Origin of the sequence: Nostoc sp. 2RC, from assembly GCF_014222165.1 — a bacterium.
GTDB lineage: Bacteria > Cyanobacteriota > Cyanobacteriia > Cyanobacteriales > Nostocaceae > Nostoc > Nostoc linckia.
Window position 1 is genome coordinate 1 of sequence record NZ_JACKZU010000098.1, and the last position, 22,937, is coordinate 22,937.

General features: G+C 37.3%; 17 protein-coding genes and 1 tRNA gene. 11 read left to right on the plus strand and 7 right to left on the minus strand.

The genetic code is table 11. The annotated features are described in order from the left end of the window. Positions 1 to 559, minus strand: a 559-nt coding sequence (locus GNE10_RS13565) for a hypothetical protein (protein WP_185565625.1), incomplete at its 3' end; no start/stop codon positions are given. Positions 560 to 836: 277 nt separating this feature from the next. On the opposite strand from GNE10_RS13565, the gene GNE10_RS13570 reads away from it, so the two are divergent. The 8 genes from GNE10_RS13570 to GNE10_RS13605 all read left to right on the plus strand — a co-directional run bounded on the left by GNE10_RS13570 (position 837) and on the right by GNE10_RS13605 (position 13,681). Continuing rightward, complete coding sequence (locus GNE10_RS13570) at positions 837 to 1,271, plus strand: DUF3110 domain-containing protein (protein ID WP_185565626.1); 435 nt, start codon at positions 837 to 839, stop codon at positions 1,269 to 1,271. 74 nt (positions 1,272 to 1,345) lie between these two features. Further along, positions 1,346 to 2,272: an N-acetylmuramic acid 6-phosphate etherase gene (gene murQ, locus GNE10_RS13575; protein ID WP_185565627.1), complete on the plus strand. Its 927-nt coding sequence runs from the start codon at positions 1,346 to 1,348 to the stop codon at positions 2,270 to 2,272. A gap of 737 nt (positions 2,273 to 3,009) precedes the next feature. Next, positions 3,010 to 4,212 carry a response regulator gene (locus GNE10_RS13580; protein ID WP_185565628.1) on the plus strand — a complete coding sequence of 401 codons (1,203 nt, stop codon included), beginning with the start codon at positions 3,010 to 3,012 and terminating at the stop codon, positions 4,210 to 4,212. A 994-nt stretch (positions 4,213 to 5,206) separates the two neighbouring features. Further along, a complete protein-coding gene (locus GNE10_RS13585) occupies positions 5,207 to 5,569 on the plus strand; it encodes a response regulator transcription factor (protein ID WP_099070046.1) in 363 nt (120 codons plus the stop codon). Between the two features lie 125 nt (positions 5,570 to 5,694). Then, positions 5,695 to 6,168: a chemotaxis protein CheW gene (locus GNE10_RS13590; RefSeq protein ID WP_185565629.1), complete on the plus strand. Its 474-nt coding sequence runs from the start codon at positions 5,695 to 5,697 to the stop codon at positions 6,166 to 6,168. 84 nt (positions 6,169 to 6,252) lie between these two features. Continuing rightward, entirely contained in the window at positions 6,253 to 9,561 is a 3,309-nt protein-coding gene (locus GNE10_RS13595; RefSeq protein WP_185565630.1) for a GAF domain-containing protein, read from the plus strand. Positions 9,562 to 9,592: 31 nt separating this feature from the next. Further along, positions 9,593 to 9,973, plus strand: coding sequence for a four helix bundle protein (locus GNE10_RS13600; protein WP_099070044.1), 381 nt, complete (start codon positions 9,593 to 9,595; stop codon positions 9,971 to 9,973). Positions 9,974 to 10,093: 120 nt separating this feature from the next. Beyond that, complete coding sequence (locus GNE10_RS13605) at positions 10,094 to 13,681, plus strand: hybrid sensor histidine kinase/response regulator (RefSeq protein WP_185565631.1); 3,588 nt, start codon at positions 10,094 to 10,096, stop codon at positions 13,679 to 13,681. 29 nt (positions 13,682 to 13,710) lie between these two features. On the opposite strand, the gene GNE10_RS13610 is transcribed toward GNE10_RS13605, so the two are convergent. The 5 genes from GNE10_RS13610 to GNE10_RS13630 form a co-directional block, all read right to left on the minus strand. Next, positions 13,711 to 14,607, minus strand: coding sequence for an ABC transporter permease (locus GNE10_RS13610; RefSeq protein WP_185565632.1), 897 nt, complete (start codon positions 14,605 to 14,607; stop codon positions 13,711 to 13,713). A gap of 133 nt (positions 14,608 to 14,740) precedes the next feature. Beyond that, positions 14,741 to 15,826, minus strand: coding sequence for a PotD/PotF family extracellular solute-binding protein (locus tag GNE10_RS13615; RefSeq protein WP_185565633.1), 1,086 nt, complete (start codon positions 15,824 to 15,826; stop codon positions 14,741 to 14,743). 186 nt (positions 15,827 to 16,012) lie between these two features. Next, positions 16,013 to 16,651, minus strand: coding sequence for a Uma2 family endonuclease (locus GNE10_RS13620; RefSeq protein ID WP_185565638.1), 639 nt, complete (start codon positions 16,649 to 16,651; stop codon positions 16,013 to 16,015). A 129-nt stretch (positions 16,652 to 16,780) separates the two neighbouring features. Further along, entirely contained in the window at positions 16,781 to 18,955 is a 2,175-nt protein-coding gene (locus GNE10_RS13625; RefSeq protein WP_185565634.1) for a PAS domain S-box protein, read from the minus strand. 177 nt (positions 18,956 to 19,132) lie between these two features. Next, complete coding sequence (locus tag GNE10_RS13630) at positions 19,133 to 19,963, minus strand: sulfurtransferase (protein WP_185565635.1); 831 nt, start codon at positions 19,961 to 19,963, stop codon at positions 19,133 to 19,135. A gap of 90 nt (positions 19,964 to 20,053) precedes the next feature. On the opposite strand from GNE10_RS13630, the gene GNE10_RS13635 reads away from it, so the two are divergent. Next, positions 20,054 to 20,737: a LuxR C-terminal-related transcriptional regulator gene (locus GNE10_RS13635; RefSeq protein WP_185565639.1), complete on the plus strand. Its 684-nt coding sequence runs from the start codon at positions 20,054 to 20,056 to the stop codon at positions 20,735 to 20,737. 79 nt (positions 20,738 to 20,816) lie between these two features. Here the strand turns inward: GNE10_RS13635 and GNE10_RS13640 are convergent, their stop codons facing one another. Beyond that, complete coding sequence (locus tag GNE10_RS13640) at positions 20,817 to 21,014, minus strand: hypothetical protein (protein ID WP_185565636.1); 198 nt, start codon at positions 21,012 to 21,014, stop codon at positions 20,817 to 20,819. A 413-nt stretch (positions 21,015 to 21,427) separates the two neighbouring features. Between GNE10_RS13640 and GNE10_RS13645 the strand changes: the two genes are divergently transcribed. Both GNE10_RS13645 and GNE10_RS13650 read left to right on the plus strand, forming a co-directional pair. Then, positions 21,428 to 22,069 (plus strand): sporulation/spore germination protein, encoded by a 642-nt coding sequence (locus GNE10_RS13645; protein WP_242062102.1) that lies wholly within the window; start codon positions 21,428 to 21,430, stop codon positions 22,067 to 22,069. Between the two features lie 204 nt (positions 22,070 to 22,273). Further along, positions 22,274 to 22,345 (plus strand) — tRNA-Gly (locus GNE10_RS13650). The last annotated feature ends 592 nt before the right edge of the window (positions 22,346 to 22,937 follow it).

Consider the following 22,937-nt stretch of genomic DNA (forward strand, 5'->3'; position numbering starts at 1 on the left):
CCTGTCCCCCTGTCCCCGCGTCCTCTTGTCCCCTCTTCTGCGGCATTAATGCCAACTTGGCATTGCGAAACCGCAGTTTATCCAAATCAGTTTTAATGATGCCGGGTTCACCTGATGATGCGATTTCAGTGGAAACCCAGCGTCCTTGGTCATCCTGTTCAATGTAAATATCTGGATTTACTAAGGTAACATCTAGCTTGAGGTGGCGGTTAAAAATTAACTGCAAGAGGTCGAAAGTCACTTCCACAGATTCCACTGTGGCTCGATCTGGATCTGTGGGTGTTGCGGGGATCGCTGAAGCTCCAAATTGCACTCCAGTCAAAGAAAATTGTGTGACTTTTCCCAGTTCTATGGGACGGTTGAGTGTTGTAGTCAGACTTTGCTGTGCCAAGGGCGTTAACTCTTTTTGGACAAAAATCCACAACCGCCAAATACCACCGACAATTCCAATCAACAAAATTCCTCCTAAAGCGATGCCGCCGCGACTCAATACCAGCAACCACGGACGCTTACGAATCGGAGAGGGGGAGAAACGATCTTGATTGGGAGATTTAGTCATTGCCTTTCACTGTATTAATTGCCGGATGCAGCGAGGATGCACAAGCATTAACTGGCACATTGATTCAGTATGCCATTTCCAGGATACGTTAACTGAACCCAAGGCCTCATGGGTTAAGTTACGGCATTTGCTCGACCCAATACTTATGCGGAAGGATGTTGGTGGTTTCAGGAAAATCTCAAGAAAGTGAAAATTGATAAGTGTGACTTTCCCTGATGCACAATCTAAAACTTTAATATAAATAGATCTAGAACTGAAAATATAGATAATTAAATTTATGCGTGTTTTTGTGTTGATGTTTAATGCCCGAACCGAAAATGAGGGAATTCACACGATTCGGAAGGGCGATGCCGAAGGCGGCAAGCTACGCAATACAATTCTGATGTTTGAGTCAGAAGACGACGCCACGCGTTATGCCCTGATGCTGGAAGCTCAAGATTTCCCCACACCTACACCAGAGGCCATTAATGCTGAGGAAATCCAAGAATTTTGCGAAAGTGCCGGATATGACTGGGAAATTATCCCAGAAAACACTAATTCACTTGTCACTCCGCCGGAACTTAACGTTGAACAAACCGACTGGCAACCAGATGCCGAAAAAGACGATAGTCCTGAAGACTCCTTAGATGCTAATCAGCAGTCAGCAGAAGAATCAGAATTGTCTAATTCCGAATTAGATAAAATTCGCCGAAAATTTGAAGGACTATTGTAATTTGGTATGGAGCGGCATTGGGCATTGGGCATTGGATTAATGACTGATGACTAATGACTAATAACAAAGGAAAAATGACAAACCTACAGGAACGCGGGCATCTTTTAACCGAATTAGTAAATCCTAACAGTGCGAACCTAGACCAGCTGAGTTCTCTGGAATTGGTAGAGCTGTTCAATAACGAAGATCGAAAGGCAGTGGCGGCAGTTGCGGCGGCGAAAGTTGAATTGGCACAAGCCATTGAACGCACCGCAGAGCGTTTGCACCAAGGAGGACGCTTATTTTATGTTGGGGCGGGTACAAGCGGTCGGTTGGGGGTATTAGATGCTGCCGAGTGTCCCCCTACTTTTTGTACGCCTCCAGAGTTGGTACAGGGAATTATTGCTGGTGGTGCTGGTGCGTTGGTACGCAGTTCTGAGGATTTAGAAGACAGTATTGAAGATGGTGAAGCCGCCATCGCAGGACGCCACATTACACAGTTCGATGTGGTAGTTGGCATCACTGCTGGTGGCACAACACCATACGTCCACGGTGCGCTGAATGCAGCTCGTCAACGGGGAGCCGCTACTATTTTTATCGCCTGCGTTCCCGCCGAACAAGTTAGCTTTGAAGCCGATATTGACATTCGCCTATTGACAGGGCCAGAAATCGTTGCTGGTTCAACTCGTCTGAAGGCTGGTACAGCTACAAAATTAGCTTTAAATATCCTTTCCACTGGAGTAATGGTCAAACTGGGGAAAGTTTACGGCAATCGCATGGTGGATGTGGCGGTAACAAATCAAAAGTTACGCGATCGCGCTTTGCGAATTTTACAAGACCTCACAGGTTTAAGTCGAGAAGCTGCTGGTTTTTTATTAGAACGTAGTGGCAAGTGGGTAAAGTTAGCTCTATTAATGCACTGGACTGGTTTAGAAAAAGACGAAGGCCATCAACTTCTTTCTCAACACCAAGGTAATCTCAGAGCAGCTGTTGTCAGCCACAAAAACCATAACCAATCCTAATAATTGCTATATACTAACAGCTAGCACTACTCTTCATAATCCCACAGCAAGCACTGTTTACAAAGCAAAAATCGGGGTTTGAGCAAACCGTAAGCAGTGCCTACTCCATAACCCTGGACTGCAATTTCTAATTGTTAGGATAGCTACCAAATATCAGCGATAAATTAACAGCGATCGCAGACTCTTTATAATCTATTAATATTTGTTGATTTTAGTAGATATTTATTATGATTTTAACTTGAGAATAATAATCAATATGAAGAGTATCTGGAAGATAAAATCCGATTTTTTGGACAAATAATTCAGAACTTGTACGGATATGTTTTGGTGTGATAATCATTAAAATGAACTATCGATACTGAAATAATTTTAGTGATGCAGGCTATAGCAACTCAGTGGAATGATGGAAGATTAGGAGCAAAACCAAGTATGGCGATCGTCAACATCTGCTAAATAAACCATTACTACTAAGACTGTTAGCATAGCATTCCTATTTCAGTTGTGAAAAATATCGGTGTTGATTGTTGACTGTCAAAGGTTAACAGTCAATAACCCGAACATGTAATATTTCACAAATCATTAGGAATTGCCATATATTGCTTATTTACCTTGTTTTTAATAATTTTGATTTAGTCTGCTATGTAATAAATATATTTTCATGTATGAAATATCTGCTAACCACTAAATAGCTAATGTGGGTTTTTTAAGAGCGAGTTTTTTAATAAAAGGAATAAAATATGGCCCACTCGGAAGTGATGGTTTCAAATAACTTAGTAAATGAATTTAAAACTTGTACTCAACTACAATACAATGGCAAATTAAATATTAAAAGTTCCAAGGGCAGCCAATGGACTTTTTACTATCGCTTGGGACGTATAGTTTGGGCAACAGGAGGAACTCATCCCTTTCGACGTTGGCGTAGACAGATGGTTCAAAATTGCCCTCAAATTGACATTGATAAATTACAGTTGCGCTCCCAAGATATGTCAATGGATTACTGGGATTATCGCCTCATAGAAATCCTGCATAAAAAACAGAAAATCCAAAGGGAACAGATTCAGTCAATTGCTGAAAACACCATAGCAGAACTTTTATTTGACCTAGCTCTGCAAGCAAATTTCGTTTCTGTCACTTGCAATCGTAGCCAAGAAGTTATTTTAGAAACACCAATAAATTTCACCAATGCAGAAATGTCTGTCAAACAGATGCAAGACTCGTGGAAAACGTGGTCAGAAGCTGGTTTAGCAAATTTTTCTCCTGACTTAGCACCTGTTCTGCGACGACCAGAACAACTCCAACAAATAGTAAGTCCATCTGTATACAAAAATTTTGTCAATTTTATCAACGGCAAATTTACTCTGCGAGATTTGGCGGTGAAAATGAAGCAAAATGTACTACCCCTAAGTCGTTCGTTGCTTCCTTATATTCTCAAAGGAATCATTGAATTAGTGGAAGTACCTGACTTACCTTTTGTAGCGTCTGAGGTCAAAAATAACGCTGTTATCTCACAACCCAAGAAGCTGAATACTCCACTAGTAGCCTGCGTAGATGATAGTCCACAGGTTTGTAAAATGCTGGAGGAAATTATTACTGCCAACGGACTAAGATTTATTAAAATTGAAGATGCAGTACAAGCTCTACCAACTCTGATTCAAGACAAACCAGACTTGATTTTCTTGGATTTGATTATGCCAGTGGCCAGCGGTTATGAAATCTGCACTCAGTTGCGACGAATTTCTGCTTTTGCCAATACGCCAGTGATTATATTAACAGGAAGCGATGGTCTTTTAGATAGAGTTCGTGCCAAGGTGGTGGGTTCTACAGATTTTCTAACTAAACCTGTGGTACCTGATAAAGTAATGGGTATAGTACGAAAATATTTACCAACATCCACCGTACCCATTGAAAAACATAAATCCAATGTGGAGGTTTTTAATTAGCAAATTAGTAATTTTTCTTGATGATGAATCATCAAATTGTTTAATTAATTAGAAAATTTTGATTTATCAACATCAGAATGTGAATAGGGCTAGCCATAACAAAAAATTTTACCAACAATACACTTGCCGAACTCAGCGATCGTTAAATTGCTGGGGGTGATGAATAAAAAATTAGAATCCAAAATTTAAAATACATAATTAGGTGTGGTTCTAAACTACATCTATTTTTTTCATCTATTCATATAATTTTTAATTAAGGTCTTATATCATAATTGGTTATTATTCCCACAGCCACTGGTCTTAATTCCCTCCCCTTGCTAATACCATTTCCAAAAATCTTTGGAACACATGAATAGGCTGTACGCCCGTACAGCCGTACGCCCCTACCCATCTATCTGTATCAGGTATTTCGTGAAATGGTATAAGGGCAGGGAAGACAAAGCTTAGCTTTAGCTCTTTGGTTTTTTCGGGTTTAATATGTAATCAAGCAAAGATGATATTACACCCTATTTATCAAGTAAATGATATTGATTTTCTAAAATTTTCCCACATATTGAGCCTCTAGAATAAAAGCATTAAATTATGTTGGTTACGTACTTTTTCTGAGGTTTATACATAAACATTGAATCAAAATTAAATAAATACAAGTTTTTGTATTTCTAACAATTCTACTTGAATTGTAACATCTTGTTGGCGGCTAAAGAAGTTATACTGATTATCCTCAATTAAGCAATAATTCAAACTTCAAAACCTAGAATTTTCTGAAGTTTATTAATGCATAAAATTGTAATTGGTATTAGTTATTCTTTAATCTCTGATTGATGTTTGTTCGACAATACCATATTTGTATATATCATTTGAGCGTGCTGATTTTAGATTAAATTCAAAATTTAAAATCTTTAATTTGTGTCCTCAAAACAGGTAGAGTCACTCACGTTTTTTCGTCTAGGTTTAGTTGTGTTCCCATTTTAAGAAAGTTGAATAGGTAGTTGCCATGAATACTGTTTTAGTTGTTGAAGATGGCTTAACTGATATGGAAATAATCAGCCGTTACTTACAACAGGCAGGTTATTCTGTGATTAGTGCCACAAGTAGTGAAGAAGCTCAAGATAAAATTGATAAAAATAAGCCTGATGTCATATTTCTTGATGTAATTTTACCAGGTAAAAGTGGTTTTGAAATTTGCCGAGAACTTAAAAATAACCCTAACACCAGCAAAATTCCCGTAGTTTTTTGTTCTACAAAAAATAGTGATGTAGATAAAATTTGGGGTAATATGTTGGGTGCTGAAGGCTATTTATCTAAGCCAGTAGTTCGAGAAGAATTACTAGAAATTTTGAAACGATTGATTAACTAGTAATTAATTTTTGCTAGTCCAACCATAATAAATGTCACTATTTGAGTTTGTCGTTTATACAGTCTGAAACTGTACTTACTAAATAGTGCTGAATCAAAAATATCAATGACAAAGGATTGCTAGCTTTGGAAACCAAGAAAAAATTTTTAAGTTTTAATTTGGGAGTAAAAGATACAGCCGTAATTTCTTTAGAACACATCACAGAAGTTGTGCAAGTATCATTGCCAGAAATATGTGGAGTTCCTCAGATGTCGAGTTGCGTTTTGGGTATCTATAACTGGCGTGGTGAGATGCTTTGGTTAGTAGATTTAGATGCGATGTTAGGTTATCCTCCAATTTCTCAAGGCTCAAATTTACTTTCAAAAATGATGGCGATTGTTCTGGAAAATGAAAGTAAGTATCTGGGAGTACTGGTCAGACAACTTCTTGATATTGAATGGCTAGATATTAACCAAATAAAGCCTCCTAGTGCTGACTTATTTTATCCCAAAATTTCACCTTTTTTGCATGGTTATTTTATTAATGATGCCAAGCAGATGATGTTTAATTTGGATGCAACTACGATTATCCAAGCTCCCATGTGGGGAATTCAAAATTAATAATTTGGTAGCAAATAAATACCAAATCGATTTTAAATTCCAATTATTTAATTATCAATCATAACAAATTGTGAGGTAGACTCAATGACATTTTTGTATCACAATAACTCTGAACACGAGCGTTTAATCCCTGGAGTGGAAAATCAGAATGGTAGCCCTACTGTAGCCAATATTGCTAGAGATGAAATTTCTTTATTAAATGCCGTCGCTCATGAATTTAAAACTTGGCGTACACAGTTACATGATATTACAATTCATATGCGTCAGGCTACAGATTTTAATACTCTACTGAAAAGTACTGTAACACAAATTAGAGAAAAAATAGGGTGCGATCGCGCTTTAATTTATCAATTTAATTCCCTAGAATCAGGTAATGTGTTAGCAGAATCTCGAACGCTAGGTTGGACGCCGACTCTGGGGGAAAATATTCCTGGGATTATTTTTGGTTTATATACGAATCAAGATTATTTAGAGTCTGTAGCTATTGATGATACCAGTCAAATACAACTTACGCCCCATCAAAAGCAACTACTGGAAAAATATCAAATCAAAGCCAGTTTAACTTTACCAATTTTAGTAGAAGGTAAAATTTGGGGATTATTAGCAGTCAATAATTGTTCTACTTCCAGGCAATGGCAAGAGGGAGAAATTAGCCTACTATATCAAATTGCCAGAGAATTAACTTACAGATTGCATAGCTTTGAATTTCAAAAAGAACTGCAACAACAAACACAAGCTAAGAAATCAGCAGCTAAAGTCATCGATAAGATTTTGCGGATATCAAATGTTGATAAACTTTTCCAAACAACTACACAGGAAATCCGCCAACTATTAAAATGCGATCGCGTAGGTGTTTATCGCTTTAGGCCTGATTGGGGTGGCGAGTTTGTTTCAGAATCAGTGGGTAATAATTGGGTAAGAATGGTAGGGCCTGATTTTAAAATGGTCTGGGAAGATACCCACTTACAAGAAACCCAAGGAGGACGTTATGCCAAAGGTGAAACTTTTGTAGTTAAAGACATTTATCAAACGGGACACGCTCAATGTCACATTGATATTTTAGAGCAATTCCAAATGATGGCTTACATCATTGCCCCTATATTTTCTGGAGAAAAATTATGGGGCTTATTGGCAGCTTATCAAAACTCCGGCCCCCGCGATTGGCAACCTTGGGAAGAAAGTTTTTTAACTCAGATTGGTTTGCAATTTGGTGTGGCTATCACCCAAGGAGAATATCTCGAACAAGTACAGACAAAATCTGAACAACTTTCTCAAATAGTTGAACAAGAGAAAACTGTCACTAAGACAGTCAACCGCATTCGACAATCCTTAGATATAGAAAGTATTTTTAAAACAACTACTCAAGAAGTCCGGCAATTATTAAAATGCGATCGCGTTGTGGTTTTTCGCTTTTATCCTGATTGGAGTGGTGAATTTGTCGCTGAGTCAGTGGGTAATACTTGGACAAAATTGGTAGGCCCTGGTATTAAAACTATTTGGGCAGATACCTACATGCAAGAAAATAAAGGTGGGCGATATACTAAAGGTGAAAGTTTTGTTGCTCATGACATCTATCAAGTTGGTCATTCTCCTTGCCATATTGAGATGTTAGAGCAATTTGAAGTTAAAGCTTATGTAATTGTTCCTGTATTTTGTGGCGAAAAATTATGGGGATTGTTAGCAGCTTATCAAAATTCTGGTTCTCGTGATTGGCAACCTTGGGAAGTTAATTTTTTAGTGCAGATTGGCTTGCAATTTGGTGTCGCAATATCACAAGCAGAATATATGGAACAGCTGCGAGTAAAATCTCAGCAATTGTCTCAGTTTGCCGAACAAGAGAAATCGGTAACAAAGATAGTTAACCGGATTCGCCAATCTTTAGATATAGAAGAAATATTTAAAATAGCGACTCATGAAGTACGTCAATTATTAAGATGCGATCGCGTCGCTGTCTATCGTTTTAATCCCAATTGGAGTGGCGAATTTGTAGCGGAGTCTGTGGGTCATAATTGGGTAAAACTTGTAGGCCCCGATATCAAAACTGTTTGGGAAGATACCCATTTACAAGAAACTCAAGGGGGACGATATGCCCAAGGTGAAAACTTTGTTGTCAATGACATCTATAAGGTAGGTCATTTTCCCTGCCATATTGATATGTTAGAACAATTTGAAGTTAAAGCCTATGCCATCGTACCTGTATTTGCAGGGGAACAATTGTGGGGTTTGCTAGCAGCTTATCAAAATTCTACAACTCGTGATTGGGAACAATCGGAAGTCACTTTATTAGCCCGCATTGGTAGCCAATTCGGGCTAGCATTACAACAAACTGAATACTTACAACAGCTACAAGCCCAGTCAAAAAAATTAGCACAAGCAGCAGAACGGGAAAAAGCTGCTAAGGAATTACTCCAACAAAGATCGATTCAACTTCTCACAGCACTTAGACCAGCCCTTAACGGCGATTTAACAGTACGCGCACCGATTACAGAAGATGAATTAGGCACCATCGCAGACGCCTACAACAATACCCTACAAGCGCTAAGGCAAATAGTTATTCAGGTACAACTAGCAGCCCAAAAAGTTGCCCAAACTTCCAGCAATAGCAATGCTTCACTGGTAGGCCTAACTCATTCAGCGCAACACCAATCTGAACAAATGACCGCAGCTTTAAGTGACATTAAACAGATGGTGGACTCCACTCAAGCTGTAGTGGCCAGTGCCCAGTTAGTACAGCTGGCAGTACAACAAGCTAACGAAACTGTAGACTCTGGCGATACGGCAATGAACTTAACTGTCAAAGCCATCCAAGGAATTCGCGAAACCGTTGCCCAAACCAGCAAAAAGATTAAACGTCTGAGTGAATCTTCGCAAAAAATCTCCAAAGTCGTGAACTTGATTGGTAATTTTGCCACACAGACAAACGTTTTAGCTTTGAATGCAGCTATTGAAGCCACCCGTGCTGGTGAATATGGCAAAGGCTTTGCAGTTGTAGCCGATGAAGTGCGTTCTCTATCTCGCCAGTCAGCCGCAGCAACCATCGAAATTGAAAAATTAGTCCAGGAGATTCAAACAGAAACAGGGGAAGTTGCAGTAGCAATGGAAACTGGTATTCAGCAGGTAGTAGAAGGCACAAATTTGGTAAGTGAAACTCGCCAAAACTTAAATGCGATCGTTTCTGCAACTGCTGAAATTAGTCAGTTAATCGAGCGAATTACCGCAGCAACTCAACAACAAATGACGCAATCTGTAACAGTCACTGCATCAATGCAAGATGTTGCTGAGATTGCGAATAAAACTTTTGCAGAATCTCAAGAAATTGCTACGGTCTTTCAAGAATTATCTGGAATGGCGCAAGAGTTATTAACGACTGCAAGTAAATTCAAAGTCAACTGAATTTTAGATTTTAGATTTTAGATTTTGGATTATGAATGAAGAGGATTTTAAGCGGAGAACCAAGCAGTTAGCATTGCGAGTAATCCGCTTAGTAGAAGCCCTTCCACAGAGCCGAACTAGCGAGGTAATTGGTAAGCAGTTAATCCGTTCAGCAACATCCGTGGGAGCTAACTATCGTTCAGCTTGTCGTGGTAAGTCAACAGCTGATGTCATTGCTAAACTCAGTTTAGTAGAGGAAGAAGCGGATGAAAGTCTTTATTGGATGGAACTTATTGTTGAGATTGGGCTATTGCCACTAGAAAAAGTTAGAAATTTAATGTCAGAAAACACTGAAATTCTAGCAATGACAGTTGCATCAATCAAAACTTTACGCCAGAAAGAAAAAAACCAAAATCAAAAAAATAAAATCTAAAATCTGTCTCGATAAGTTTTGATGTTCAGAACTATCAAAGCTACACGATAATCCAAACAAATTACTCGTTCAATCTTTCGTAAAACTAAAATCTAAAATTCAAAATCTAAAATCCAAAATATGATTACCGACACTTCAATTCGCGAACAAGGATACATTTATTTTCTGGCAGAAGCCCCAGAATTAGTGCAGATTATTGAACAAGAATTATTTAGATTATCTGAAGGTTATACCACTGCAAACATTCATAATTTAATGCGGGCTACCCATACCCTCAAAGGTGGTGCTGCTAATGTTGGACTAGAAACTATCAAGATGATTGCCCATTTTTTAGAAGATGTATTTAAGAGTTTATATAATCCAAATGTAGTTATTGATGATGAATTACAAACACTTTTAATCCAAGCTTATGAGTGTCTAAGTATAGCATTAAATACCGAGCTAATAGGAAGTATTGTTAATAATGAAGAACTACTCCAACGGGCAAGTTCAGTTTTTGCACAGCTGCAAGAAAAACTAGGTGATGCGTTTGGTGCTGAGACTCATATTCCTACTTCTGAGGAATTGGGGTTTGATATTGTACAGTCTGTTTTTGAAGTGGGAGTACAGCAACGTCTAAATAGTATTGCTGAAGCTATCGAACGTCCCCCAACGGATGCTGAATTTATAGAATTTTTACAATCTCAAGCTGAGGTATTTCTTGGTTTAGCAGAATCTCTAAATTTACCTGGATTGGGTGAAATATCCCAAACAATTGTGTCAGCGTTGCAAGCAAACCCCACCCAGGTACAGCAAATTGCAAAAATCGCCCTTGCAGATTTACAACAAGCACAAAAATTGGTACTAGGAGGCGATCGCACTTCTGGAGGACAAGTTTCTCTTTGTTTGCAACAACTTACAACAGTCGCAAATAATCAAGGTTCTGAAGAATTAGAAAATAATTTGTCTTTTGACACAGTTATTTTTAATGAGGAACAATTTTATCAGTTTTTAACTACATCAGATAACAAGAAAAATGAATGCGTCAAACCAACAACAGCCAAGTTTTATCTCAAAGTTATTCGCTACATTTTTGGCTGGTTCCATCACGAAATGGGAATATCAAAATCCGAACTGAGTTTGACTTTACTCGTTCCTCAATCAGCGAAAACAAATTTGCTCAATTATATTGAAAATTGGCTGACAAAATTTTTGGCTTTTGTTCAAGAGCAAGAAGATAGCCAAAGTCTTTGCATTTATCGTAATGGAATTATTTTAATTATTTTGTTTGCAGTTGCCAAATTTCAATATTATATTGATAAATCTGACAATTACCTCACTCTAGTGAAAATTTTGCAAAACAAGATTTATAAATTAGCAAAAAAATATAAAAATTATCCTCCTGTAACTAGCAAAGAAAAAAATTGGCTTGATAGTCCCAAATTACAAAATCTTCTAGTTATTAAAGAAGTATCTAAATCCGCATTTTCTGAAAACAGCGATAATCTTCTAGAAGTAATATGGGGAGAAAAATCTGAGGAACAAGTTACTACTAAAGTTGTGAATACTGAAAATGGTAATTCTTGGGGACAGATAAATGTTTCACAGAAAATAATTGAAACTATTACTGATTCGTTTCAATCAATTAATCACGAAATAGAACATAAATCGCAACATTCCCCCAATAAAAATTCTCGTCAACCTTCTTTTATTAGAGTAAACACAGATAAATTACAAAATCTGAATTATTTAGCAGGAGAATTGCTGATTTTCCAAAAACGGCGGGCTTTGCAAGATGAACAAATCCAAGAAATAATCGAACGATTAATGCAGCGACTTGCTAAACAACAAACAATTTTAAATGAATTACGCGATTTACCATTACAAATACAAAATTTTGCTTCGCAACAAACACCAAATTTTGCAGTGAAGTTTGATTCTCTGGAAATGGATGTATATACAGAATTTCAGATGACATTGCATGAAGCCATAGAAGAGACACTGCAACTCCAAGAAACCACAGAGTCTCTTGAATTGCTTATGAATCAAGCTGCTCAAATCAGTGGTAATAAAGAAAATTTAACTCTGAATATTATAGATAATTTAGTAGAAGCACGAATGCTGCCTTTGGGCAATATTTTGAATCGTTTTCCCCACATGGTGAATAAGTTGGGGAATGTTTACGCCAAACTTGTAGAATTGAAACTTTCGGGAACAGAAGTACTAGTTGATAAAGCGATCGCTGAAAAACTCTACGATCCGTTGTTACACTTAGTACGTAATGCTTTTGACCACGGTATTGAACTTCCACAGATTCGCTGCGAGTTGGGTAAACCAGAACGAGGTTTAATTGAAATCTGCGCCTATCATCAAGGTAGCCAAACAGTTATCGAAGTTCGGGATGATGGAGGGGGATTGAATTTAGAAAATATTCGTCAAAAAGCTGTTGAACTTTATCACATTCAAAGTCAAGACAAAGCCAAAAGCTATGCTGATAATCTAACGGAAGTTGAACTTTTAGATTTAATATTTTCACCGGGATTTACTACTACTAAAAAAGTAAGTGAAATCTCTGGACGCGGTATGGGTTTAGATATTGTGCGTACTCAGATGAACACACTCAATGGTTCAGTTTCAGTTGAATCTTTACCCAATCAAGGAACAACATTCATACTCAAAATTCCTTTTTCTATGACCACTGAAAAACTAATGCTAGTTCAAGCCAGAGGTATTGTTTATGCCTTGCTTTTGGGTAGCATCGAAAAAATATTGATTCCTAATGATGAGCAGATTAAAGAAATTGAAGGTAAAAAAGTTTTGCATTGGAATGTAGACGAGGATGAGACTATGGTCAGCCTGCGTCAACTTTCAGAGTTGCTTTCTTATCATGGTTCATTATTTAATAGTGCTACTCCACATAACACATATAATAATCGTGATGTAAATATAAATCAAAACCCAGTACTTTTACTGCGGAAAAATCAAGGATTATTTGCTTTAGAAGTTGACCAAATTATTGGCGAACAAGAACTAGTAATCAGACCTTTAGGAAATGCGATCGCACCACCAAAATATATTTATGGTTGTAGTAGCTTAGCTAATGGTAACCTCATTTTAGTGATTGATGCTTCATTGCTATTAGAGTTAGGCAATATCCAACCAACAACACTTGATATCATCGGTTCACCAACAGACTCTCACGTCAATAAAAAATCTTTACCAATACCATCAACACAAACTTTATTGTCTATACCATTACAAAATCCTGATACTATAGAAACCAAATCTAGCTATTCTTTAGAATCGAATAATCCAATACCAAAAGTTATCTTAGTGGTAGATGATGCCATTAGTCTCCGCCAAACTATTTCTCTGACTTTACAAAAATCTGGCTATCAAGTAATACAAGCTCAAAATGGTGTAGAAGCTTTAGAAAAGTTACAGTTACATCCAGAAATTCAGGTTGTAATTTCTGATTTAGAGATGCCTAGAATGAATGGTTTTGAGTTTTTAAGTAATTTACGACAACATCCAAATTTTGCAAAAATACCTGTGATAATTCTCACTTCTCGTAGTGCTGAAAAACATCGCCAGTTAGCTAAACAATTGGGTGCTAATGATTACTTGACTAAGCCTTATTTAGAGCATGAATTTCTCTCAAAAATAAAAGATTTAATTAACAATGCACCCGATAATTCTAATCATTTAGTCATAGCAGCAAATCATTAATTGCTTGAAGAAGTATAAACTTGAAAAACTTAGCGTTTGGGTGTAGCTTCACCAAACTTAATTAAAAGAGCAATGGCAATACTCACAATTAAAATTAATGTCATACTCAAAGCTGAACCAAATCCCCAATTTTGAGTTGCTCCCAAAAACTGGTTATAAACTAATCGCGCTGCTGTCATACTCGAAGCACCACCAAGCAATTCAGGGTCAGTAAAATCTCCCAAGCCTGTGATAAATACAAGCATGGAACCAGCTGCAATTCCTGGAAAAATTTGAGGTATAGTTACTTTCAAAAAAGCTGCCATCGGATTTGCACCTAAATCTGCTGCTGCTTCTAACAATCGCTTATCTAGCTTTTCCAAAGAGGCATATAAAATTAAAACCATATAGGGTAAAAGGCTGTAACTCATACCAATTAATACAGCCGGACTGGTATTAAGTAATTCCAAACTAGGCAAGCCAAAATAGTTTAATAAACTATTTAATAAACCACTAGGGCGAAGAATTGTAATCCAAGCATAAGAACGTAATAACGAAGAAGTCCACAAAGGCAAAACAAAGCCTAATAACAGCAAATTTCGCCATCGCTTCGGTGCAACTATAGCAATCCAATAGGCCACAGGGAAGCCGATAATTAAACAAATGGTTGTAGTACCAAAAGCAAACAATAGCGATCGCAAGATTACTTGTAAGTAAAGGGGGTCGAAGATCCGGATATAGTTTTTGAATCCATCGGGATTAACCACATCTCCCGGTCGAATGTCTGCAACCAAACTTAACTCAAAAATGATCAAACTTGGTAGCACCAACAAAAGTAATAACCAAATTCCAGAAGGTGCAAGTAAAACTAAAGGTTGTAGCCAATTTATTTGTGGACGACGCAATTCTGCTATTTCTGAAATGTCATTTTTTTGAATATCGATCATTCCTCACTCCTAATTTTGCCAAGTTGATATTTTTGGATTGATGCTTGATTTAAAAAATATTTTAAATATAAAAAAATCATTTGATATTTATCAATCAATTTTTATTTCAATTTAGATGAAATAAAAAACTCAATTAGCCACTGGTTAATTGAGTCCAGTAGCGCTCGTAAATTTCTTCAAATTCTCCTACAGGACTGATGCGCTCACAATTGGTTAAAAGTGATTCTGGGGGAAATAAATTAGAATTGTTTTGTATTCGTTTTGGCAATTGCTCGAATCCAGCCTTATTAGGTGTAGCAATATTTAAGCGTTGACTTATTTCGGCTGCTACTTCTGGTTGTAAAATCATATTAATCCAAGCATATGCTCCAGCTAAATTAGGGGCTGTTTTAGGAATTACAATAGTGTCTGTCCACAATGAAGAACCACTGCGGGGAATTACATATTTGAATTTTGGATTTTCTTTAGAAATTTTCACTGCATCTGCTGAATAACACATTGCTAAAATTAAATCTCCACCGAGAATTTGATTTTGCCAAGCATCTGTATCAAAAGAAGCGATCGCAGGTTTCAATTCCCTTAATTTATCGTAAGCTTGTTTAATTTCTGATTCATTTTTGGAATTGTAAGAATAACCCAACATCCGTAATACTGCACCCATTACTTCTCGCACATCATTGAGCAAAGTAATTCGCTTATTCAGTTTGTCTTGATTTTGCCAAAGATAATCCCAATCTTGTGGAGGATCTTTGAGTTTTTCAGAATTATAAATAAAACCTGTTGTTCCCCAATTAAAAGGAATACTATAACGGTTATTAGGGTCATATATAGGATTAGAAAAACGGGGAAATAAATTTTCGATACCAATTAAGCGATCGCGATTTATTTCTGTTAATAAATCTTTATCTGCCATCTTCTGTACCATATAATCAGATGGGTAAATAATACTGTAAGCGCTACCACCTCCAGCTTGCAACTTCGCCAGCATCACATCGTTAGAATCATACACATCCGCCAGCACTTTCATGCCAGTTTGAGTACTAAAAGTTTGTAGTAATTGTTTGTCAGTATATTGTGTCCAAGTATAGATATAAAGTTGGTCGCTTCGACTATAAGTGGAAGAATTTGCACGTACTTGAGCTAGCCTCCAACCGCAACTAGTTAAAGACAAGCTAGAAAGTGCTGCTACTCCTTTTAAAAATTGTCGTCTTTTAGTCATTCGTTTTCTAGAAAAAAGTTAGTATTGACTGGTTGTTAAAGCATTTATAGCCACCTCAGCTTGTCCAAAAAATACTCTGGAGTACTGGATTAAAAACAAGTCAGCCGATATTATAACCGTGCTAACACAGTTTAACTATGTATTATAGGTAATTTAATATTCTAAAAACTACTTTCAGATAATAAATTATATATTCTTTGTTAACCAAGCGCGAAATGCTTTCATTGTTGTATTTCTGCCATCAGTTTTACACCGTTTCAGATACTCAGGAATCACTTGAACAATAGGTAAGTTAGGGAAAATACGGCTGTTATTAGATTCTATATATTTTCCATTAACCAGTATATTAATTTCTAATTTTTTACCATTCCAGCGCCATAATTCTGGAACTCCTAATACTTGATAATTATTGAAACGAGTGCGGGAGGTAATATCAATTTCGATTGCTAAATCTGGGGGTGGATCTACTGTTAGGTCAATTCTATCTTTACCTCTAACAGCAGCCTCGTTTTCAATATAGAAGCAATCATCTGGTTCTACCCCAGCGTCCATTTTTTCTTCATCAAAAGTTGTAGATCCTAAACTCCAAAATTCAATATCAAATTCTTCTAGGATAGCTTTTAGTAAGTCTCCAATAATAACTTTGCTTACTTCATGCTCTGGTAATGGAGCCATTATTTCTAGCACCCCTTGACTGTAAGATATCCGAGAACTGCGATTCTCCCCCAATTCTGCCAAAATGTTTTTGTATTCTGGCCAGGATATACCCTTAATCAATAACTGATGACCAACAGGTACAATTAGCTGCTTGAGTTCAAGTAACATTACTTCCTTGCCTCTAGAGTTAACCCAACTATAGCAAATCTCAATCATTGGCGATCGCTAATATCCCCAACTTTTTAAATAAGCCGTTTATCACTAATTGATAATCAATTCTAAATTCTGACTTATCTTTTATGACTGACTAATGGGAATTTGAATTATAAATTCTGCTCCTTGCCTTAGTATTGAGTTACAAGACAAATATCCAGCATGTTTATTTACCACGATTTGATAACTAATAAATAGCCCCAGTCCTGTACCTTTGCCAACATCTTTAGTAGTAAAGAAAGGGTCGAAAAGTTTGGGAAGTATTTCTTGGGAAATGCCCAAACCATTATCTGTAATTTTAATAATTGCCCATTTACTATCACAAACTTCGGTGGAAATGCGAATTTGTCCTTGTTCTCCTATAAATGATTGTTCTAAAGAATCAATAGCATTAGTGATAAGATTCATAAATACCTGATTTAATTGACCAGGATAACATTCAATTAAAGGAAGTTTGCCATACTCTTTAATTACAGCAATTTCTGGATGATTGGGTTTTGCTTTCAAGCGGTTGTGGAGAATCATCAAAGTACTATCGATACCTTGATGAATATCTACATCTTTAAATTCCGCTTCATCAAGACGAGAAAAGTTTCGCAGCGAGAGAACGATTTCACGAATCCTTTGAGTTCCTATAGTCATGGACTGAAAGAGTTTTGCAAGGTCTTGTTTGAGAAAATCAAGGTCAATAGCGATGATTTCTGCTTGAATCTCTTCTGGAGGATAGGGAAAATGTTGTTGATAAAGTTCTAGCAGACGCAATAAATCTTGAGTATATTCACTGGCTGGAATCAGATTAGCGTGAATAAAATTGACGGGATTATTTATTTCATGAGCAACACCCGCAACCATATTTCCAAGTGAAGACATTTTTTCACTTTGGATCAGTTGGCTTTGGGTGCGTTGCAATTCGCGGAGAGTATTTTCTAAGTTTTGGGCTTGTAGTTGTAGTTGCATTTCGGCTTGTTTGCGCTCAGTGATATCAGTTGAAACGCCAAGAATTTGATTTATTTTGCCATCAGCACTACGGTTGAATACTGTCTCTCTGGTGTATAGCCAGCGCCATTCACCATTTGCTTGTTTAACCCGAAATTCAAATTCATAAATCTCGCCATCCTTGGCGTTACTAAAATTTTCTAAGTGAGTTACAATTTTTTTCCAATCATCTGGATGAGTAATTGTGGGTAGAATTTGTATTCCCATCTGTTGAATTTGTTGATTAGAATAGCCAAGAAGTTTGCCAATTTCTTGATTTGCGTAAATATTACGCTGTTGTTCTAAATCAAAGATGTAGAGAATATTAGGAGAAGAGTCTGTAATGCGTTGAATGAAGTGTTGGCTAGCTTGGAGTGCTTCTTCGGTTAGTTTGCGTTCTGTTATATTTAACGCTGTTCCCACCAGTCGATAAACTTTACCTTGGCTATTTTTTAAAGGATTAATAGTAGTTAGCCACCACGTTTCTTGACCTTGGAAAGTCAAACATTCTTCATATTTGATACTAATACCGGTTTCTATGCATATCTGAAATCGCTGGCGCACTTCTTGACCTTCAACGTTACCATGTACATATTCTATAGTTTTACCAATCACCTCTGCGTTGTTAATTCCTGTTATCTTTTCTGTTGCTGAATTCCAGCCAGCATAACGCAATTCTTTGTTATCTACAATGTCAATTACAAATATTGGTTGAGTGACACCATCATAAATACCGCGTAGAAATTGTTCTTTTTCTTTTAGTTGAGCGGCTGCTTGTTGACGATGGCAGATTGCAGTTTCTTCTAGTTGCTTATGAGCAGTAATAACTTCAGAAAAAATAATGATACCACCAATTTCAGCAGAGTCTTTGTACCAAGGATTTATTTGCCATTTCACCCAATTGATTGTCCCCTCTCCAAGGGGGAAAATATTTTCTTCAAATTCCTCAATGCTTCCGGCCAAGCAACGTTGATAAATTTCTTGCCAATAGTGGGGAATATCTGGAAAGATTTCATAATGAGAACGACCGATGATGTCTCCATCGCTCAAATTATAATCTTCTCGCCAACGCCGACTCGCGAACAGATAACGCATTTGGCCATCGAATATGGCGATGGCAGCAGGGATAGATTCAATAAATACACCCATCTGCTGTTGGCTAAACTTTAGGGAATTGGAAGATTTAGTACTTTTAAAACTGGCAACTACTTGACGCAGTTCTACTAATTCTTGTTGCAGCGATTCGTAGGTATCTTTTTCTACAGAAATCAAATTACAAATCATAGTCTTGTTATTTGCCAGCTAGGGATCTGAAGTTAACATCATTTCTATATTTCCCAATAATCTCTGGCAAACAACGTTCATGACTAAAGAAAAAATCTTAACTGTTGACCGTGAACCTTCAACGGTCAACAGTCAACCACCTCAAGCTGTTGTTTATTTTTTGCACTTCCTTAAAAACTATTCAATAGCTATATTCGGAATTCGACTCCATTCATTCCATGAGCCATCGTAGTTTCGGACTTTTGTGTAACCAAGTAAATATTTTAAGACAAACCAAGTATGGGCTGAACGTCCGCCAACAGCACAATAAGTAATTACTTGTTTATCAGCAGTAATATTTTTGCTGGTGTAAAGTGTCTGCAATTCTTCAACTGATTTAAAAGTTCCATCTTCATTGAGAGCTAATTCATAATACATAGAAACCGCACCAGGAATATGACCTCCGCGTTCCGTTCCTTGGGGTGGCTGCATAAAAAACCATTCGCCGCTATATTCTTGAGGTGTACGAACATCGACTAAAATGGCATCTGTTTTGCCGATAGATTGCTGGACATCATCAAAAAATGCTCGCAAGTTTGCATCAGGAGTTTGCAGTTGATATTCCTTTGGTGGGATGGCTTGTGAGTCCACTGCTACTGGACGGCCTTCCGACAGCCATTTTTGATAACCACCATTGAGAACGCGCACATCATTGTGACCGAAGACTTTGAAAAGCCAAAATAACCATGCGCCTGTTGCAGCAAAATCACCATAAGTAATAACAGTAGTCTGATTTGTAATACCAGAATTTTCCAAGAGTTTTTGCCATGCAACTGAGTCAAAATTAATGCGGTAATCAGGTAGCAGAAGGTCAGTAGTAATATTCCAAAAGACAGCGCCGGGAATGTGTCCAGTATTATAGGTTTCTGGATTCATGTCTGCTTGAATCAAGCGGATATTCGGGTGATTCAAGTGTTCAAAGACAAATTGAGTATCAACAAGTACATTGCTGCGGGTGTGTTGGGACATGTTTATTCTTCCAATTGTGATGCAGGTAGAATAATGTCTGTATTACGACCACGCCTAGTCCTCGAACGAGTACATTTAGCAGCTAAGATTATGGTAAATTCTTTACAATCTTTATTTAATGCCATCGCTCATGCTCATGATGAACAAGAATTGCGATCGCAAGTCATCAGTAAATTTAGTGACTATTTCGCTGCTGAACGTTCTGGGATATTTTTTTTCGATCGCCTTTGGCAATTTGAGAAAAACATTCCTCGTATAGTGCGATTGGCATTTTCCTTAAAACATAATCCACTTTTGCGCTACTTAGTTGAACATCACACCGTAGTTCATGAAGAATTATTGTTAGCGCCTGGAGAATGGCAGATTATTTGCCCGCGTTCCGACCACTATCATGTCATGATTGGGCCAGTTGTTGGTAATGGCCGCCTAATTGGCGCTATTGGTCTGACTCGTACTCGAAATACTCCCAGCTTTAATGCACAAGAATTAGCCGATTTAAACGCCTTGTGTCTTCATATATCAACTTGGCGTGCAACATTACAATTGCAATCGAAACTTTTCAATTCTCTGAATGCTAATTCTTTAACACAACGCGAAATTCAAATTGCCGAACTAGTAGCAAAAGGACTAACCAATGCTGAAATTGGTACAACTCTGTGGATTACAGAAAATTCTGTTAAGCAAGCCTTAAAAAGGATATTCCGCAAACTTGATGTTTCCTCTCGCGCGGAAATGGTAGCTCGCCTTTCCTCAAGTATCAGCTTAGTTCAATAATATAGTAGAATTCAGAAGCGTAAAAATTTCTTCAACCCTACCCCACTCCCCACTCCCTACTTTTAATCTAATACTTCAACTATATTTTCAACTCCAGCGAAGAAATTTCTTCTGGATTTTGAATCAAATGCCAAAATAGTGCAATCTCACCCACATTATCAGCAATAAATCTCAAGTTTTCTGAACTAGCATCTTTAGCCATTTCCGCTAAAAAGTTTTTAGCAGCAAGAATAGTGTTTTGCCTTCTTAATGTTTTTTCTTGAGAGCATCTATTCATTGTCTTGCCTTAAAAGTATTAAAATTTGGTTTATTTTATCTAATAATTACCCAAATTTACTTAGCTGTCATCAATCTTGAGAACAATATCCATCGGTCTAAGCTTTTTGGATTTTACTTAACTTCATTTAGATATTACAAAGTCAATCCTTAAGAGAGATGTAATTTTAGACTTTATAGGGTTGTATAGCAATGGTGTTTGATATGCTTCAGATGCCTAGTTTTACATCCCCGAACTTTTGAAAAAGTCGGGGATCTCGTTAGTGCAATCAACATCGTTCCTTGGAAGATAATTGCTGCTTTATAGATACCAAGTTGACACTTTAGAGACTGGCTCAAAATTGACAAGTTTATGCGGAATTGATACCAGCAATATTGAAGTTGATAGCAGTAATGTAACCTTTGAGGAAAATTATGAAGACATCTAAGAGATATCTTTTATCCGCGATCGCTGTCACAATTGTTCTTGGTCTGAGTAGCTGTAATTCTAACTCCACCACTAATAATGTTGATAGCCAAACGCCATCTCCCACCACAACACCAAACACCACATTATCCCCAGAACCTATTACAACACCCACAAATACTCCATCATCTCGGACTTCTAGCCAAATTCCTAGTGTTGCTCAATTGAGAGAAAAATCTCCAAATCAAGAATCTACTGGAGAAAATACGCCTTCTTCATCTACTTCTAAAGCTGCTAATACTAAAACTACAGACGTGACAATTTACACTAGTGATGTTCAATGTCAAGAATTAGTTCCAGAAAAAATTTCAGTACCAGCTGAAGAACCAGTAACAAATGCTGTGGGTAAAATCATAGAAAAAAGAGATACAAGTGACTTTAGCTTGTCTGGGTATCGTGTCAACGTCAAAAATGGCGTTGCTACAGTTGATTTGCGGATATCTCCTGAGTCAAAGCGACAAATAGCTTCTCTTTCTAGTTGCGAACAATTTGCTTTGTTTGGTAGTCTTCGCAAAACCTTAACAAGTAATGCTGCATGGAATATTAAAGAAGTTCGCTTCACTGAGCGGGGTCAAGACATTGTTCTCTAGACCAGATAATCCCTACACTGACTTTCATTTGTGCAGTGTAGGATTAGTTTGATAAGCGTTAGCGAAGCTTTGCCCTTCGCGGTAGCGTCTCTGAAAGAGAAGGCATCGCCAGTTGCAAAAAAGTGTGTATTTTAGTCAATTGAAAACAGCTATAAATAATGATATGCTGTACAGTAATATTAAAGTTTTGGCTAAAAGCTGCTAGCGGGTGTAATTCAGTGGTAGAATGTCACCTTCCCAAGGTGAACGTCGTGGGTTCGAGTCCCATCGCCCGCTTTTTGTCGATTGTCAAATTATTTGTCCGCGTTGACAAATTAATGTCCTCTTCAATAACAAACTTGCCTTCCTTAATTCTATGCTGAACCTGAATTTAGGAACGCAATTTTAACTCAGTTTCTAGAAGCATAGAAATTGGGAAGGTGACATTCCTTTCAACCCACCTTTTTATTTTGAAACTTTACATAGTAGAGTTTATCTCAACTAGCTCTTCATTGCAGAAACATTGGAAATGACAGCTCCCTAGTGCGAAAAAACTTTACCCACTTTTCAACCCGCCTCAGCTGTGAGGAATATTGAAACTAATACCAGCGATTTTAAGCTGTACCCTTGCTGGCTCTTTCAACCCGCCTCAAGCTGTAAGGGGTATTGAAACTCCAGCGCCTCAAATCCTTTACTAGCAAAAACTCCATAAACTTGCTATCTTTCCTTTGGTGAATTGTGAAGTTCGTCAACAGTATCGATTGCTACAACAACCCCTTTACTGAAAAATTAACTCTAGGCGAGCTTTTTTTAGATTTTATAAGGCTAAATAAAAAAAAGACATAAAAGTTTTATATATGTCATCAAAAATCAAATTCTTTTTAAAAAT